The sequence below is a fragment of the Enterococcus sp. S86.2 genome, from assembly GCF_059834485.2.
This window is the reverse complement of sequence record NZ_CM206813.1, coordinates 859,310-876,438: the sequence shown is the minus strand read 5'-3', so window position 1 is coordinate 876,438 and position 17,129 is coordinate 859,310. Positions and strand designations below refer to the sequence as shown.

The 17,129-nt window shown below is 37.0% G+C and carries 16 protein-coding genes and 2 other annotated features; of the genes, 3 read left to right on the top strand and 13 right to left on the bottom strand.

Features of this window, described 5'->3' with window-relative positions:
• Nucleotides 1–21: 21 nt before the first annotated feature.
• From AC6R0T_RS03960 to ptcA, 6 genes are all read right to left on the bottom strand, one after another.
• Nucleotides 22–819, bottom strand: coding sequence for a MurR/RpiR family transcriptional regulator (locus AC6R0T_RS03960; RefSeq protein WP_303754473.1), 798 nt, complete (start codon nucleotides 817–819; stop codon nucleotides 22–24).
• Nucleotides 820–827: 8 nt separating this feature from the next.
• Nucleotides 828–1,925, bottom strand: coding sequence for an agmatine deiminase (aguA, locus tag AC6R0T_RS03955; RefSeq protein WP_282461422.1), 1,098 nt, complete (start codon nucleotides 1,923–1,925; stop codon nucleotides 828–830).
• 163 nt (nucleotides 1,926–2,088) lie between these two features.
• Complete coding sequence (gene arcC / locus AC6R0T_RS03950; RefSeq protein ID WP_303754474.1) at nucleotides 2,089–3,075, bottom strand: carbamate kinase; 987 nt, start codon at nucleotides 3,073–3,075, stop codon at nucleotides 2,089–2,091.
• 2 nt (nucleotides 3,076–3,077) lie between these two features.
• Entirely contained in the window at nucleotides 3,078–4,178 is a 1,101-nt protein-coding gene (aguA, locus tag AC6R0T_RS03945) for an agmatine deiminase (protein WP_303754475.1), read from the bottom strand.
• Nucleotides 4,165–5,553 (bottom strand): APC family permease, encoded by a 1,389-nt coding sequence (locus AC6R0T_RS03940; protein ID WP_282461424.1) that lies wholly within the window; start codon nucleotides 5,551–5,553, stop codon nucleotides 4,165–4,167. The genes aguA (AC6R0T_RS03945) and AC6R0T_RS03940 overlap by 14 nt, the downstream gene beginning before the upstream one ends.
• Before the next feature lie 109 nt (nucleotides 5,554–5,662).
• Nucleotides 5,663–6,697: a putrescine carbamoyltransferase gene (ptcA, locus tag AC6R0T_RS03935; protein WP_303754476.1), complete on the bottom strand. Its 1,035-nt coding sequence runs from the start codon at nucleotides 6,695–6,697 to the stop codon at nucleotides 5,663–5,665.
• A 394-nt stretch (nucleotides 6,698–7,091) separates the two neighbouring features.
• On the opposite strand from ptcA, the gene AC6R0T_RS03930 reads away from it, so the two are divergent.
• Together AC6R0T_RS03930 and AC6R0T_RS03925 are read left to right on the top strand one after the other, a co-directional pair.
• Entirely contained in the window at nucleotides 7,092–7,793 is a 702-nt protein-coding gene (locus AC6R0T_RS03930) for an MgtC/SapB family protein (RefSeq protein WP_230708951.1), read from the top strand.
• A gap of 55 nt (nucleotides 7,794–7,848) precedes the next feature.
• Entirely contained in the window at nucleotides 7,849–8,718 is an 870-nt protein-coding gene (locus tag AC6R0T_RS03925) for a helix-turn-helix domain-containing protein (RefSeq protein ID WP_303754477.1), read from the top strand.
• A 59-nt stretch (nucleotides 8,719–8,777) separates the two neighbouring features.
• Here AC6R0T_RS03925 and AC6R0T_RS03920 read toward each other — a convergent pair whose 3' ends face one another.
• From AC6R0T_RS03920 to AC6R0T_RS03905, 4 genes are all read right to left on the bottom strand, one after another.
• Nucleotides 8,778–9,980, bottom strand: coding sequence for a M20 family metallopeptidase (locus AC6R0T_RS03920; protein WP_303754478.1), 1,203 nt, complete (start codon nucleotides 9,978–9,980; stop codon nucleotides 8,778–8,780).
• 84 nt (nucleotides 9,981–10,064) lie between these two features.
• Complete coding sequence (locus tag AC6R0T_RS03915) at nucleotides 10,065–10,907, bottom strand: MetQ/NlpA family ABC transporter substrate-binding protein (protein WP_303754479.1); 843 nt, start codon at nucleotides 10,905–10,907, stop codon at nucleotides 10,065–10,067.
• A gap of 28 nt (nucleotides 10,908–10,935) precedes the next feature.
• Entirely contained in the window at nucleotides 10,936–11,616 is a 681-nt protein-coding gene (locus AC6R0T_RS03910; RefSeq protein WP_303754480.1) for a methionine ABC transporter permease, read from the bottom strand.
• A gap of 1 nt (nucleotide 11,617) precedes the next feature.
• The gene (locus tag AC6R0T_RS03905; RefSeq protein ID WP_303754481.1) at nucleotides 11,618–12,688 is read right to left on the bottom strand and encodes a methionine ABC transporter ATP-binding protein; all 1,071 of its coding nucleotides are present in this window, start codon (nucleotides 12,686–12,688) and stop codon (nucleotides 11,618–11,620) included.
• A gap of 132 nt (nucleotides 12,689–12,820) precedes the next feature.
• Nucleotides 12,821–13,058, bottom strand: a binding site (T-box leader).
• Between the two features lie 35 nt (nucleotides 13,059–13,093).
• Nucleotides 13,094–13,336 (bottom strand) — a binding site (T-box leader).
• 274 nt (nucleotides 13,337–13,610) lie between these two features.
• Between AC6R0T_RS03905 and AC6R0T_RS03900 the strand changes: the two genes are divergently transcribed.
• Nucleotides 13,611–14,720 (top strand): ABC transporter ATP-binding protein, encoded by a 1,110-nt coding sequence (locus AC6R0T_RS03900; RefSeq protein WP_206903804.1) that lies wholly within the window; start codon nucleotides 13,611–13,613, stop codon nucleotides 14,718–14,720.
• A gap of 164 nt (nucleotides 14,721–14,884) precedes the next feature.
• Here the strand turns inward: AC6R0T_RS03900 and celB are convergent, their stop codons facing one another.
• The 3 genes from celB to AC6R0T_RS03885 are packed head-to-tail and all read right to left on the bottom strand — an operon-like array spanning nucleotide 14,885 to nucleotide 17,111.
• On the bottom strand, nucleotides 14,885–16,225 hold the full coding sequence (gene celB, locus AC6R0T_RS03895) for a PTS cellobiose transporter subunit IIC (RefSeq protein ID WP_303754482.1): 1,341 nt from the start codon (nucleotides 16,223–16,225) through the stop codon (nucleotides 14,885–14,887).
• A gap of 14 nt (nucleotides 16,226–16,239) precedes the next feature.
• A complete protein-coding gene (locus AC6R0T_RS03890; RefSeq protein ID WP_303754483.1) occupies nucleotides 16,240–16,743 on the bottom strand; it encodes a hypothetical protein in 504 nt (167 codons plus the stop codon).
• Nucleotides 16,744–16,757: 14 nt separating this feature from the next.
• On the bottom strand, nucleotides 16,758–17,111 hold the full coding sequence (locus AC6R0T_RS03885; RefSeq protein WP_396139427.1) for a PTS cellobiose transporter subunit IIA: 354 nt from the start codon (nucleotides 17,109–17,111) through the stop codon (nucleotides 16,758–16,760).
• Nucleotides 17,112–17,129: the final 18 nt, after the last annotated feature.

Here is a 17,129-nt window from a genome sequence, read left to right as displayed (position 1 = left end):
TTTCTGTGTATGTACCCACGATCAACGAAACACCAAGTGATACGTATCGCTCCCACTCGTTTCAATAAATTGATACAAAATCAATTCCATTAGAGCTACCATCGAAATATGTGAAGTAATATCCAGATGGTTTAAACTAATTTCGTCGGTAAATAAATAAAGATTTAAATCACTAGAGTTTTGCAACAGATTATTATCTGCACCTGTAATCGAAACAATTAACGGGTGATTTTGATTTTTCATCTTACGCACAGCCTCAATTAACTCTAAGTCCTCTCCTTTATAACTGAAAATAAAAACAATATCATTTTGTTGCGCTTGTTGTTGCGCAATCGCCCGAGTCTGATGGTCTTCTGGAAAAATGACAAAAAAACCTGCTGTGTTATACAAATATTTAATGTAACGCATGATTTCTTTGCTTAACCCTTTGGCAAAAAGAAAAATTTTAGGATTTTTTTGCAATTGTGCTACAATTTGCGTTACCTTATCCGTGTCCATAACGCGAACAGATTCCACCATATTTTTCAAATATTCTTCTCGATAATCTTTTTGACTCACAACAAAGGGTGAGGAATCTGGAATCGTCTTTTTATTTAAGAGCGTATACTTAATAACTGTCGTAAATTCACTAAAGCCAGAAAAACCTAGCTTACGTACAAAACGTAAAAAAGTAGTCGTCGAAACGAAACAGTCATCAGCAACCTCGCGAATACTTTTATTTTTGATGCTGTCGAGATTTGTAATGACATAATCAAACAGCACTTGTTCATTTTTAGTCAATTCGGCAATATGACTGTTGACTATTTCAAAAAAATCCATCGCTTCCCTCACCTTTCATGTTGTGGTATGCCCTGGGCAATACAGTGAATATTACCACCACCAAGTAAAATTTCCCGTGCTTGTACGCCAATGATTTCATATCCTGGATAAAGTTCTCGTAATAATTTTTCGGCCTTTTGGTCGTTAGGATCATCAAAAAGAGGAAAAACAATACCATTATTGGCTGTGTAATAACTAACATACGTTGCCGTTAAACGATCGCCGGCAAAGCGGGGCAACATGCCATTGACCGGATCAACACCGGCAGCCTCTTCATTAGTAATATACAAAGATTTTGGCAATTCCAATTTATGTATCGTAAATTTTCTTCCCCGTGCATCCCTTTGGCTTTGCAACACCGCTTCTGCTTCGCGGGTGATTTCATACATCGGATCTTTTTTGTCTTCACACCAAGTTAAAACAACTTCTCCCGGCCGCACAACATTTAACAAATTATCGATATCGCCATTTGTTTCATCTAGAAAAAAACCTCTGGGAAACCAGATGACTTTTTCAATCCCACAGTACTCTTTTAAAATTTCTTCAATTGCTTGTTTTTTCAGTTGAGGATTGCGCCCTTCTGATAATAAACATTCTTCTGTTGCAAAAAGCGTGCCCTCTCCATCAGTATGAATTGAACAGCCTTCTAAAACAAAGTCTTTTAATTGATAATAATCAATTCGCTCTAAATCACAAAGTTTACGCGCTAGTAAATCATCTTGGTCCCAAGGAAAGAATAAACCATCTAAAAGTCCGCCCCACGCATTAAAACGAAAATCAACTCCGCGTAGTTTTCCTACAGCATTCATAACCAATACGGGCCCTGTATCTTTTAACCAGGCATCATCATTACTCATTTCGACAACGCGAATATGATTAGGTAACTGGTGACGGGCATTTAGAAATTGTTGCTTTGAAACCAATACCGTAACATTTTCAAAACGACTAATCGCTTCTGCCACCTGTTGGTAAATTTTTTGGGCTGGCTTTCCTCCTAAACGCCAATTATCCGTACGTTCTGGCCAAATCAGATAACATTCATTATGGGGTAACCATTCCGGTATTATTTGAAAACCATCTCGCCTTGGTGAAGTTTCTACTAACATCAAAGCTTCCTCCTTTATTTTGCTTACTTTAATTGAATAATTTTATCCTTATTTATTGAAACAACTGATTTTTCACTGCACTTTAAATATACCACAGCTACAATCTGATTTTTATTTTTTGTCAGAAAAAGCCGACCCTTTTGGCTCGACTTTTTTCTTCGGTTTAATTGGTGATGAAATCTTTTAAATGACTTTTTTGTTCTAAATTTTGATTGCCATAAATAATCGTACCGGCATCTTCATTTAATAACGCATCTAAATTATCTAAAGAGGTAATCACGGCTCTGGCATTTGGTTGTGCTCTGACAAAGGCTAAGGCGGCTTCCACTTTTGGCAACATACTCCCTGGAGCAAACTCGCCAGCTTTTTTATACGTTTCTAAAGTTTCAATATCCACCGTTGCGAGATTTTTTTGCTCCGGTGTATTAAAGTGAACCGCAACATTAGGTACACCAGTTAAAATGATTAGCTCATCAGCAGCAACGATTTCGGCGATTTTTTCAGAGGCAAAATCTTTATCAATGACTGCTTCTACACCAACTAGTCCCGTAGCTGTTGTAATGACGGGAATACCGCCACCACCACCTGCTACAACTAAAGTATCCGTTGCAACCAAAGCTTTAATCGTTTCAGCTTCAACGATTCCAATCGGTTTAGGTGAAGCAACAACTTTACGCCAACCGCGACCGGCATCTTCTTTGTATACGGCGTCGCTGATTTTCATTTCAGCTTGCGCTTTTTCGGCTGTCAAAAATGGGCCTACTGGTTTAGTAGGATTAACAAATCCCGGATCCTCCGCTGCTACGATAACTTGCGTTAAAAGTGCTGCAACGGGCTTTTCTAGTCCTCTTTTTTTTAATTCATTATCCAAAGCTTGTGTTAACCAATACCCAATGCTGCCTTGTGTCATGGCAACACTCGTATCCAATGGCATTTCTGGATTTTCCGGGGAAGCGGCTGCTTTTTGCTGTAGTAATAAATTTCCTACTTGTGGACCATTACCATGAGAAATCACTACTTTGTAGCCAGCTGCAACTAAACTAATCAAAGCAGTTGCAGTTTTTGCCAATGCTTTTTGTTGTCCCGTTGCAGTTGGATCGTCAGTTAAAATAGCATTGCCTCCTAAAGCGACGACAACTGTTTTTGTCATTATTATGCCTCCCCTTTAGGAATTTGTTGCGTAATACAGTGGATATTCCCACCACCTAATAAGATTTCACGGGCGTAAACACCAACGATTTTACGATCTGGATATAATGCTTGTAAAGTTTCTTTGGCCTTTTCATCCATTGCATCTCCAAATAACGGATAAATAATGCCGCCATTTGCAGTATAGTAATTCACATAACTAGCTGCTAGACGATCGCCCACTTGTCGTGGCAGAGTGCCATCTACCGCGTCAACACCGCCACTTTCTTCTTCATTAATTAAAATTGGTTTTGGAACATATAATTTGGTCACATTGATTTTACGTCCTTTGGCATCTGTTTCATTTTCTAAAATATCCAAGCATTCTTTTGAAATTTCATATTGTGGATCATTCTTATCATCTGTCCAGGCCAAAGCAATTTCACCAGGTGCCACAAAATTGGCAATATTATCAACATGGCCATTTGTTTCATCTAAATAAATACCACGTTTTAACCAAATCACTTTTTCAATATTCAAATATTCTTTTAAAATATTCTCAATCTGTTCTTTAGACAATTGTGGATTGCGTCCTTCTGATAACAAGCATTCTTCTGTCGTAATTAACGTACCTTCACCATCCACATGGATTGAACCACCTTCTAAAACGAAATCATTTAATCGATAGTGATCTTTCCATTCATTCTCACAAATTTTTTGAGCGACTTGATCATCTTTATCCCATGGAAAATACAGTCCATCTACTAAACCACCCCATGCGTTAAACGTCCAATCTACTCCACGGGTCTCGCCTTTGCCGTTGGTTACAAAAGTTGGTCCGCAATCTCTTACCCAAGAATCATCACTTGCAATTTCTACTACGCGAATATTGTCAGGTAACATATGCCGTGCATTATTGTACTGATCGAAATTTACTCCCATGGTTACAACTTCAAATTCCGCAATTGCTTTGGCTACTTCGACAAAAGCCTGTTGGGCAGGCTTGCCACCATCACGCCAGTTATCCGGACGTTGTGGCCATAACATGTAAACTCCTTCATGTGGTGCAAATTCTCCAGGCATTTTAAATCCATCTTGACGTGGTGAGCTATCAATTGTTTTCATCTGTAATGACTCCTTTTCCATGTTTTTCTTTTGCTGAATATCGGATTACAATTTCCCCAATAACAAAAGCCAAAATCGTACCGATTAAAACAGGTATTTTAGCATTCATTTCCGCGGCACTACCATCTAGGGGAACGATAGAAAAAATTAACGTAATAATTAATAAAATCATTGGGACAAAGGTCATAATTTTCATTAACCAGTTTGGTCCAGGGACTTTAAAAGGACGAACAGCATCGGGATCAATTTTTCGTAATTTTAAAAAGGCTGGAAACATCATAATATAAGAAAGTAATAAGGCTACGACATTTAATGAAAAGAAGGCCCAAAAAATATTTTCGTTTGGAATAAACGGTGCGGCAACAACCAAAATCGAAGCAATGACGCCATTGACAACTGAAGCTCCCACTGGCATATCATTTTTAGGATTTTCTTTTGCAAAAATGGCTGGCATATCTTGATTTTTAGCCGCATATAAAGCAACATAATTTACCCCTAATGCCCATGAAATAAGATTAGCAGCAAGCGTGTACATAAATAAGATGCCAATAATCACTACAAATGGATTTAATCCGCCAACTAATAAAATAAAACTATCAATTAATCCCCCGGAAGCGGAAAGTTGATCTGCTGGTACAGCTGCCCCCATTCCAAAAGCGGCAAACAAATAGAAAAAGGCAATTAGAATTCCGCCATAAATAATTGCTTGGGGAATTTGCTTTTTAGGATTATCCATATCACTTGCTAAAGTAGTTACTACTTCAAAACCCAAGAAGTTAAATAAAATCACGGATAAAAAGCTTAAATTTTGAATATCAAATTTTGGTAACAAAGCCGCACCAGAAAAATCATTTGCCATCCCTTTAGTCATGGCATGGTAAATCCCTAAGATTCCCAAACAAACCATAATTGCCACTTTAGCAAAAGCCGCTAAATTTAAAATCCATTTACTATCACTAACAGGATAGCAGCTGACAATCGTTACAAACCAAATGAAAATCAACTGAATTAAAATTAAAACCGGTGTGCTTAACTGTAGCTGAAAAATTTGGCTTAAAACTTCTTGGAACAAAACTGCAAGGCTTGCCATCCAAATTGGAAAGTTAATCCAATAAAACCAAGCTACTCGAGCTCCCCAACGACGACCATAGGCTTTTTTTACCCAATCGTAAATGCCGCCTTCGTCATCATAAGTGGTACCAAGTTCTGCGGAGATTAAACCATAGGGTAGGAAAAATAAAATTAACAATAAGCCCCACCAGAAAAATTGCGAAGAACCGATTGCAGCGGCCGGCGCGGCAGACTCTACTACTAGAATAACAACTACGGCCATTAAGACCGCATCAAAAAGACGAAACTTTTTCTTTTCCTTCATAATCGTGCTCCTTTCAATGAGCCAAAGATGAAAAACTGCTGCAAACTTGACGCAGTTTATATGAAAGTACGTCAAGTTTGTCACAGCTTTTCAAATTTCAGAAAACTTGCTAGTCTTTACGTTCTAATTGACGTTTTGGTTGCAACATGTATTGCAATTCGCCATCAAATTTAGTAGCCAATGCATCATCGGCATAATCCAAATAAGGATTTAAGAAATAAACTAATAGTGCCCGCATTGCTGTCAAACGATTTTCGGCTTCATCTAAAACAACCGATTGACTGCCATCTAATACTTCATCCGTAACCTCTTCACCACGTGTGGCAGGCAAGCAATGTAAAAATTTAGCATCTGGTGCAGCTTTAGCCATTAATTCATCATTGACTTGATATTTAGGATAGAAAACATTCATCCGCTCTTCTTCTGATAATTCTGCTTCATACAAGCCATACCAAACATCGGTGTAAACAAAATCAGCATCTTTTAACGCTTCATCAGCATCTTCTGTGATTAAGACGCTACCACCAGATTTTTGGGCATTGGATTTGCCAATCGCCAACGTTTCTTCTTTAATTTGGAACCCTTTAGGCCCAAATTGGACAAAGTCCATTCCCATTTTTGTGGCCATAAACATTGTTGAAACACAAACTTGCGTTGCATCGCCAACAAAAACAATTTTACAGTCAGATAATTTTTTACCAGCTGGTAGATGTTCTGTCATCGTGATAATGTCGCCTAATTCTTGAGTTGGGTGGTTGTAATCACTCATTCCATTAATAACTGGAATTGTCGCATCTTTGGCAAGTGCAACAACAGATTCATGACGTTCTACTCGTGCCATTAAAATATCTACTAAGCGAGATAATACCCGAGCTGTATCAGCTAGACTTTCGTGTCCACCTAATTGAATTTGACCAGGTGCTAAGTATTGCGCATGTCCCCCCAGTTGTGTCATTGCAGTTTCAAAAGATACACGCGTACGGGTAGAAGACTGTTCAAAAATCATCCCCAATGTTTTATTTTTAAGTAGCAAAGGATAATGCCCATGTTTGATACTATCTTTAATTTTTAAGGCTAATGCGATTAAATATTCAATTTCTGCTTTAGTAAAATCATTTGTGTCGATAAAATCTCTTTTTTGCATGGTATAACGCTCCTTTAGATAATTAATATAGTTGTCTTTACTCGAGTAATGCTTTTGACATACTCAGCATAGCGTGACACCAAGATTTTAGAAAGGGTTTTCAAAGCTTTAGAATGCAACTTGTGATAAAGAAAACATGTTACATTTCCCGTAACATGTTACAAGCAATTAAATAATAAGATTCAAAAGGCTTTTGTATAAACTTTCAATTATCTAAAAACTCTTTTTTTGCTAAGGTCAGAATTTTATTTGCGGAATTTTTGCCAGAATATTATAGTGGAAGAGAAGCTGCTGCAGGTTTTAGCCAAAAAATGCTATTGTCATTTATTTCTTTCATTTCAGCTTGTAAAGACTGCTTTTGGCAGTTGCTCATTATTGTAAAGGAGGAGAGCTCATGTTTCGTGTTAGTGTGGGGGAAATTTTATGTCGTCTTGCTTTAGTGATTTTAACCAGTGGCATTATTGGTTTTGATCGCGAACAAAAAAATCGGCCAGCGGGAATGCGGACCCATATTTTAGTTGGAATCGGGGCGTGTATCATTGCCATGATGCAGCAAGAAATTGCCGCCCAAGCCGTTATCTTTGCTAAAAATAATCCGCAAATCGCAACTGTAATCCGGGCGGACCAGGCGCGTTTAATCGCGCAAGTGGTTAGTGGTATTGGGTTTTTAGGAGCTGGGACAATTGTTGTTACCCACCATTCCATTCGCGGGTTAACTACTGCTGCCTCGCTTTGGGCGACTGCAGGATTAGGTCTTGCCATCGGCATGGGGTATTATGCCATTGCCTTACTTAGTTTTATCGCGGTCATTGCAGTTTTGGTATTGCTAAAAAAAATCGTCCATGTCCCAACAAACAAAAATTTTCAAATTAAATATATTCATCCAGATGAAGCTGAACCTTTTATTCATGAATTTTTCAAAAGTCGCGGGATAAAAGCTATTACGACCGATTACTATGTGGATACCCAAGACGAAATCAAAATTTTCAGAAAAAATTATGCCATTGCTTTTATTAGTGCAGATAGATCGGCAGAAATTATCGATGGCTTAGCACAAAATGAAAATATTATAGCAGTTCGCGCTTTAGCCAAATAAATTGCTTTTTATGTATTCCCGATAAAATTTGTACCAACTACTAAAGGAGTCTATTATGACCTTTGATAAAATCCAACAAATCTACCCCGATGCGCGTTTTAGTAACATTGCCTTAGATGATCCAAAATTTTATTGTATCCCCCTTGAAGAAGGATATGCCTTACTCATTGCCAGTCAATTAAACGAAAATGAACGTAAATTGCTGCAGCTATTTTTACCTACTATTAGTGAACCAAAAGATGTCGTCAGCCACCGTTTTTACCGCATCTTATTTAAAGGGGAAATTCCTAGTCACACAGGATACGTACGCATTTTGCAAATAAAAGTAAAAAGCGGCAAATCTTTTGAAAAAGCCGCTTGGCAGCATGCAGCAAGTGAAATAATCCAAACTGTTTCTGATAGTTTTTGGCTTAGTTTTGACACTTTTATTTTAGTCGAAAATAAAGACGTTGGAAATTTTTCAACCGATGAATTGTTTGGTATTTTCCAAGCGCTGGATAGCGACTTCAACTGTTACAGTCAAGTCTTTGTCGGAAGCTTCCACAAGATCAGCCAAGCATTGGCTATAGATTTTCAAACCGAACGCCAAATCTTTTTGCAACAATCTCATCGGAACAATAGTCAACAAAATTTTACACTTTCAAATTCAGCGATTATGTACCTGATTGGAGATACCATGGGGGAAATTACGTTGTTTAAAAACTTACATGACCGCTGGTTTAGTGACTCAGAGATGGTTTCCATTTTGGAAGCCTTGTGGCAGGCACAAGGAAATGTTAGTTCAGCTGCTAAGACGTTATTCTTACATCGTAATACCATTAGCTATCGGATTGATAAATTTCAAGAGGCAACTGGTTTAGACTTAAAAAAAATGGATGACCTGATGTTTTGTCATCTACTAATCACCTGTTTTTCTGAATTATAAATAAAAAAATCGTGCCCAGTTGTTTTGGGCGCGATTTTTTTTGACGCATTTTTAAAAAATTAGTTTCCCTTTGCCAAGCTTGCTTTATGATCGCCCTTAATTTTAGCCAATAATTCGGGCTGTTCAAATAAATCTAAGGCTGTTTGAGCTAGAAGTTGTGCTGCAATAGCAATAGATGCCAATCCCTTTTCACTTTTAGCCGCTGCTTTAAATTCTTCAGAGTGTCCGGCGATATAATCATCTGAAATAGAAACTGTCGGTTGAATTGTTGGAACAACTTGACTAACATTTCCGACATCAGAAGAGCCTAAACTTGTGCGTATTTCTGTTTCTATTTCCTCAGTTGGAATATTCAATTGGGCTAAATGGTTGAAAAACAATTCGTCAAAACTTGGAGTTACAATCACATCGTCGACTGAATTTTGGAAAAGACCAAATTCATAGCGCGCTCCAGTTGCTAATGCAGCGGCTTTTACCACATTTTCTACCTTTTGATATACTTCATTTAAAGTACTCCGATTTTTAGCCCGCAGATAAAAGCGGCCTGCCGCATATTCAGGAATTACATTGGCTGCTAGTCCACCATCAGTAATAATGCCATGAATGTTTACATCTTTTGGCAAATACAAACGTAAACCATTGATTCCATTGAAAACTTGTAATAATGCTTCTAAGGCACTAATCCCTTTTTCTGGTGCTCCGGCGGCATGGGAGGCACGCCCATAAAATTTAATGTCGACAGGATCATTGGCTAAAGAAGCTGTCGTTTTGCCATAATGGTAAGCTGGGTGAACACACAAAGCTGCATCAACATCAGCAAAGAAACCATCTCGTACAAAACTTCCCTTTGCTGAACCATTTTCGCCCCCTTCTTCACCAGGTGTACCATAAACGCGAATTTCGCCACCAAAATCTGCAATCAAATCTTTCAATGCACTCGCAGCTAAAACAGAATAGGTTCCAAAAAGATTGTGTCCACAAGCATGACCAATTCCCGGCAATGCATCAAATTCAGCTAAAAAAACAATCACGGGTCCAGGTTTTCCTGTAGTAAAGCGGGCGTCAAATCCTGTTCGGTGTCCGGCGACATCTTTTTTGACAGAAAATCCTTCTTTTTCCAATTGTCTAATTAAAACATCTGAAGAATAAAATTCATAATTACTGACTTCGGGATGCTGATGAATATCTAACGCAATTTCTTGATAGGTTGGTAAATTCGTTGTAATAAATTCTTCAATGTGTTGTTTTCTTGTTGTTGGCATACTGTTCACTCCTCAATTTTTTATAAATATAACCGAATCGTTTTAACGTGCAGTTTTCTTTTCTATTATTGAAATGCTAGTTAATCACTTGCGACCAAAAGTTTCCCACGCTGGTACACTTGAACCTTTTGACGTTTCTTCAATCACTTTTTTTGTTTCATTTGTTTGGTAGGCTGTTACAATTTTTTGATAAATTTTATTATTTTCATCTTCTTTACGTGCAACGATAATATTGACATAAGGTCGTGCGTTATCATCCACCGGTTCTAAAAAGATTGCATCTTTAGTAGGTGTAAATCCTGCATCAACTGCAACACCACTGTTAATAACAGAAATCGCAACATCTGATAAAGCCCGCGCTGTTTGCGCAGCATCTAATTCAGTGATTTTCAAATCTTTTTTGTTTTCTGTAATGTCAGAAACTGTGGGCGTTTGCTTTTTAGCTGGATCTACTTTAATTAAGCCGGCTGTTTGTAAAAGCAGTAATGCCCGTCCGCCATTTGTCACATCATTTGGAATCGCAACCTTAGCACCGTCTTTTAATTCTTTCACATCTTTTAGTTTGTCTGAATAAATTCCTAATGGTGCATTAACAGTATTCCCAATTGACACAAGATTGGTCCCATGTTCTTTGTTGTAATTATCTAAGAAAAATTGATGTTGAAAAGCATTCAAATCAATGGATTTATCCGCTAATGCCGCATTGGGCTGATTGTAGTCCGTAAATTTTACGTAGTCTAAATTAATGCCGTCTTTTTTGAGACGTTCTTTTACATTATCCCAAACATCTGTATCTGAACCGATAACACCTAATTTAACCGTCGTTTCTTTTGTATCATCCTTTGCTTTGGCATTTCCTTTTGAACATCCTGTGGCAACTAACAACAACGCGACAGCAACAAAGCCTAATTTGACTAATTTTTTCATTTTTTATTCCTCCAAATAATTTCGTATTCTAATGACTAATTTTTTTAATAATTTGATTGCTAATAAATTGACTGATAAAGACTAAAATTAATATCAACAGTGTTGCAACAATCGTCACGTCGGTTTGAAAACGATTATAGCCCCTAGAAATAGCTAGATTTCCTAAGCCGCCAGCTCCGACAGCTCCTGCCATTGTGGTTAAGCCAATAACGTTAATAATGGTTAGAGCACTAACACGGATGATTCCTGGCAAACCTTCTAATAAATACACCCTAAAAATAATGCCCACCGGACTTGTTCCCATTGCTTGCGCTGCCTCCACTACTCCTGAATCAACTTCTAACAGAGCATTTTCAATTTGACGAGCAAAAAATGGCACTACCCCCACCACTAAAGGTACTAAAGCGGCTTTTTCCCCAATAGTTGTCCCCACGATAAAGCGAGTAACTAAAGCTAAAAGCGACAACATAATAATAAAAGGAATCGAGCGTACAATATTAATTAATTTATCTAGAACATTGTATAATGGCCGATTTTGTAAAATTCCACCAGGACGACTTACAACTAACACAACACCTAATAAAATCCCCAAAACGCCTCCAAACAATGCGGTCCAAAATGACATGTACAATGTTTGTTTGGTTGCTTCAATAAATTCGTCTGGTATTGCAAGTACATTGGGGAAATATTTTTCTAATAATGCCTGCATTCTAAAAACCTCCACTCACAACTTTGGCGCTTTCTTTCGAGTATTTTAAAACATTCGTATAAACGCCAAGTTTTTGTAAATGTTTTAAGGCTTGGCGTCGCTGATTTTCTTCTCCTGCCAATGTCACAACTAAACTTCCTAGTGGCACATCTTGAATAATTTCAACGTTGCCATATAAAATATTGGTCACAACTTGATAGCGGCTATATAGCTGTGCAATCAAAGGTTCATTGGTCTGATCGCCTACATACGCCAATTCCACTAACCATTCATTTTCTGCTAAGCGACTAAATTTTTCGCTTGTTAAAATAGTCTCGAGGGCTTGATCAATATGGGTTGCTGTCCGAATAAAATCGCGGGTTAATGCTTGCTTTGGTTGGCTAAAAACTTGAATACTGCTACCTTTTTCAATAATTTTGCCAGCTTCCATGACAGCGACTTTATTACAAATTTCTTTTACCACCTGCATCTCATGTGTAATTATGATAATTGTTAAGCCCAATTTCTTATTTAGATCTTTTAAAAGGGCTAAAATCTGTGATGTTGTTTTAGGATCAAGTGCACTCGTCGCTTCATCACATAATAAAATACTCGGATTATTCGCTAAAGCACGCGCAATCGCCACGCGCTGCTTTTGACCACCGGATAATTGTGCGGGATAACTATTTGCTTTATCTTTTATACCCACCAACGCTAATAGTTCATCGACTTTTTGTTGACGCTCCTGTTTGGATTTTCCTGTGTATTTAAGGGAAAATGCCACGTTTTCAAAAATCGTTCGACTATTCATCAAATTGAAATGTTGGAAAATCATCCCAATTTCTTTGCGTTTTTCTCGTAGTTTTTTATCCTTTAAGGCAGTTAATTCTGTATTATTAATCGTCACCGTACCCCTTGTTGGTCGTTGCAATAAATTAATCACACGCACTAATGTACTTTTACCGGCTCCTGAATACCCGACAATTCCATATACATCTCCTTTTTGGATATGCAAATCTACATCGGTAACAGCATTAATCACCTTATCTTTATCTTGGGTAAATATCACCGAAATATTTTTTAAATCAATCATGTTTCTCCTCCTAAAAATCCGTCTTATGCCGTCTTTTCAAAAGCATCACATTCGTTTTTGCCCCATTATCTTCATCCTTTCAAAAAATCATTGATACAAAAAAAGCATCCTCAAACAAAGAAATTTTCTTTGCTTGAGGACGCTTTTTGCGTGTTACCACCTCATTTTGAATTTAGCTCACGCTAAATTCCTCTTCAAGTACTAGCATACTCTAGCGCTGTAGCGGGCGCCCCCGTTATCTTCTTACTTCTTAGCTCGAAAATAATTTACTATCAGGTCATTTTCAACAACTTCATTTTTACTTCTTCTCAGCTACCGAAGCTCTCTGTTAAAAAAATTCACTGTCTACTTACCTGGTCATCGTAATTTATATATAAAAAAAGCCCTTTTATAGAAAATAATCTATAAAAGGACGAATAATCGTGTTACCACCTTTGTTTGAAAGCTATGCTTTCCTCTATCCAACGTTTACCAAATATCCCGTAAAGTATTGGTGTTTCTTTTAACGGTGAAACATTCCGAAGCTGCCTACTTATCGACATACTTTTTCTCCAAGGCCATTTTCAGTATTTTGTCCATAACACTTTCCACCAACCAGTGTCTCTCTAAAATGTCCGCCAAACTTACTTTCCTCATCAACGAAAGTTTATTTATTTGTTGAAATGAAGTTTACGCTAGTCAAATTTTTTTGTCAACAAAAAAAATAAAATTTTTTCGCTCATTGTCTGTATATGCGCTGAAAAGTCGGTCAATTCAAGTTTTAATAAACAAAAAAATTTTGCTGCTACAAAAAATGAAACCATTTTCAAAAAAGTGCACAAAAAAAATGACTGATTTTGTGCATTCTGACCTAACAAATAAAAACGGTTACATATATACTAAGTTCATAGCAAAACAATAAAAAGAAAAAGAGGTAATCATTATGGTACAAATGGCATTAAATCATGTCTATAAAAAATACGACAATGCGGAAAACTATTCCGTTACAGATTTTAATTTGAATATCGCAGATCGCGAATTTATCGTTTTCGTTGGTCCTTCAGGTTGTGGTAAATCAACAACTTTACGAATGATTGCTGGCCTTGAAGATATTACAGAAGGCGAACTTTCAATTGGCGAAAAAGTCATGAATGACGTTGCACCAAAAGATCGCGACATCGCCATGGTATTCCAAAACTACGCATTATACCCACATATGACAGTATTTGATAACATGGCTTTTGGTTTAAAATTACGTAAATATGACAAAGCAGATATTAAAACACGGGTTGAAAATGCGGCTGAAATTTTAGGCTTAACAGAATATTTAGACCGTAAACCTGCCGCTTTATCTGGTGGACAACGTCAACGGGTTGCGTTAGGTCGTGCAATCGTTCGTGATGCAAAAGTCTTCTTAATGGATGAACCTTTGTCAAACTTAGATGCAAAATTACGTGTTGCCATGCGTGCTGAAATTGCGAAATTACACCAACGTTTAAACACAACTACAATTTACGTAACCCATGACCAAACCGAAGCTATGACAATGGCTGACCGAATTGTTATCATGAAAGATGGTTTTATCCAACAAATCGGCACACCGCAACAAGTATACGATACACCGGTAAATGTCTTTGTTGCAGGTTTCATTGGCTCTCCTGCTATGAACTTCTTCAACGTTACATTAAATAACGGAGTAATCACAGATGGCTATGGCTTAAAATTACGTATTCCAGAAGGAAAAAATAAAATTTTAGTTGAAAAAGGTTACGAAGGAAAAGAAGTTATCTTTGGTATTCGTCCGGAAGATATTCACTCTGAACAAGTCGCAATTGACGCTTCACCAGAAGCAACAGTTAACGCTGAAGTCGTTGTTTCAGAATTACTTGGAGCAGAATCCATGTTGTATACAAAAACTGGCGAAACTGAATTTGTATCAAAAGTTGATGCCCGTGACTTCCATAAACCAGGTGAATTCATTGACCTTGCTTTCAATATCAATAAAGCTCATTTCTTTGATAAAGATAGCGAAAATGTTATTAAATTACCTTAATCTTGTTCATTTCTTATTTTCCCATAAAGGCAAAAAACGTTCGCAAATGCGAGCGTTTTTTGTTTTGTCGTTTACATAAATAGCCAATTATTCACAATTATGTTTTTATAAATAATTGGCTAAAAAAAAACCGTCTCTTAAAAAGAGACGGTTCACTTATTTAATTAAGCTGCTAATTCTTTGGCTTTTTCTTGTTCTTCTTTCAACAATTTATTGTCATAGAATTTGATGAATGGAAACCAGATTGCAAAAGCTAGTATTGCACACAATACAGCTAAAACAGCTGCTTTCCAGTCACCACCAGAACCAATGAATGCACCAATTCCTACTGGAGATGGCCAAGGCATTTGCGCTAGCATTGGTTTAACAATTTCAAATTTAATAGCAAAATAGGCTAAAGATGCTGAAGCCATTGGTGCTAAGAAAAATGGTAAAGCCAAAAATGGATTGTAAACAATTGGCATACCAAAAATAATTGGTTCATTGATGTTAAAAATGCCCGGCACAAGCGAAGCTTTTCCTAAAACTTTTAATTGATCTGATTTTGCCATGAACGCAATAAAAATAATCAATCCTAACGTTGCACCAGAACCACCAACGGTTACATAAGAGTTATTAAATTCACCAGCTAGTGGATAATTTGCTCCCGCCGCATTGGCAGCCATATTGGCTAGTACAATTGGAGTTAGAAAAGAAGTAATAATATTTGCTCCATGAATTCCGACAATCCATAGTGCATGGATTAAGAAGTAAATCACCATGATTCCTAGCCATGTATTGGTTAAATTCGTCACAAAACTAAATGGAATGTAGATGACTTTAAAAATATCTGTACCAAGGGCAATCAAAACGCCGTTAATAATCATTACAACAAAAGCGATTACAAAAGTTGGGATTAAAGCGGTAAAAGAACGTGAAACACCTGGTGGCACAACATCTGGCATTTTAATTACTAAATTACGTTTTACACACAAGCAATATAATTCAACTGCAATAACGGACATGATAATACCAGTAAAAATACCAGACGTCCCTAGACGATCAGCAAAAGACCCCATACGAATCCCATTTACTACTTTTTCAGTATCGGTAATTGAGTTAACTAACGTCATTTTACCTCCTTCCCAGACAATTTCAGGGATACACATAAAGAATGCAAAAACTGCCAAAAGTGCACCCGTTAATGGGTTAACATTTAAGCCTTGTTCATCTCGTTCAATGGATGTCAATTCATAAGCGAAAACGATTGCAAAATAAATAGCTAAAATACCCATTGTCATAGTATTTGCTACCATATATAAATCACTGATCTTGAAAAAACTAGCTTCAAATATTCCCTCTAATCCAGAAAATGCTACTGGTAACACATTTAAAACCAAAAACATTGAACCAACAATAGTAAATGGAATGGAAGCCATCCCGGCTGCCATAACCGCACGAACAATTTTCATTTGGGCGACTTTCCCCATCGGTCCCATTAAATATTTTTGTAAAAAATTAAACATATCTTACTCCCCTTTCATAGGTATAACGATTTTTCATATTGTTTAATCCGTTGATAGTGCTTGTCATGATTACTACTGATATCACGTAAACGATGTTGAATCCATAAACATAAGAAACAACCAATTAAAATAGCTGCCACGATAAAAGCACGGCCATTTATTCCTTGCTTCATAAAAGGAAATAATCTATGAAATAATGGCGTAAAAGTGGCGAGTAACAATCCAACATTGACGATTAACTGCAACCAGTAATAACCTGTTGTGCGCGGTGTTACATTTTTTGGTGTACTATACAACTTTGCTTGTTCAAAGACAGCTGGTAAAATACCAAGAATTAAAAGAGCTGGAATAAAGATCGTTTTTTCCTGAACTAAAAACAGTGCAATCAACCAGTATAAATTAATAAAGAAAAAGCCCGCGCTCAGATACCGAACGAAAAGATAACGATTAAAATACATTGTTTTAAGACTTAGCTTTTTACGATCTAAATCGAGGGCTTTTTTATCGGCATCTTTCATGATTTTACCTCCTTTTAATTTTTTTGATTTTGTGCATTTTGCTCATAAAGATATTTCATTTCTTGGGCAACTTCTAGTAGCGTCATCGTAGTCATCAAGTGATCTTGTGCATGAACCATAATGATCTCCATTTCAATTTTTTTGCCACCTGCATAATCTTTTAATAACGCGGTTTGTGATTTATGTGCTTGTAAAATTTCTTCATTAGCCTCATTTAAAAGCTGTTCTGCATTACTAAAATCATTTTTCCTCATGGCAGCAAAGGCTTTATGAATAGTAGTACGAGCATTTCCACTATTTAAAATAATTTCAAAAGCCGCTACTTGAATTTCTTCACTACTCATCACATTTTCATTGGCTGGTGTCATAATTTTCCTCCTCCCTTT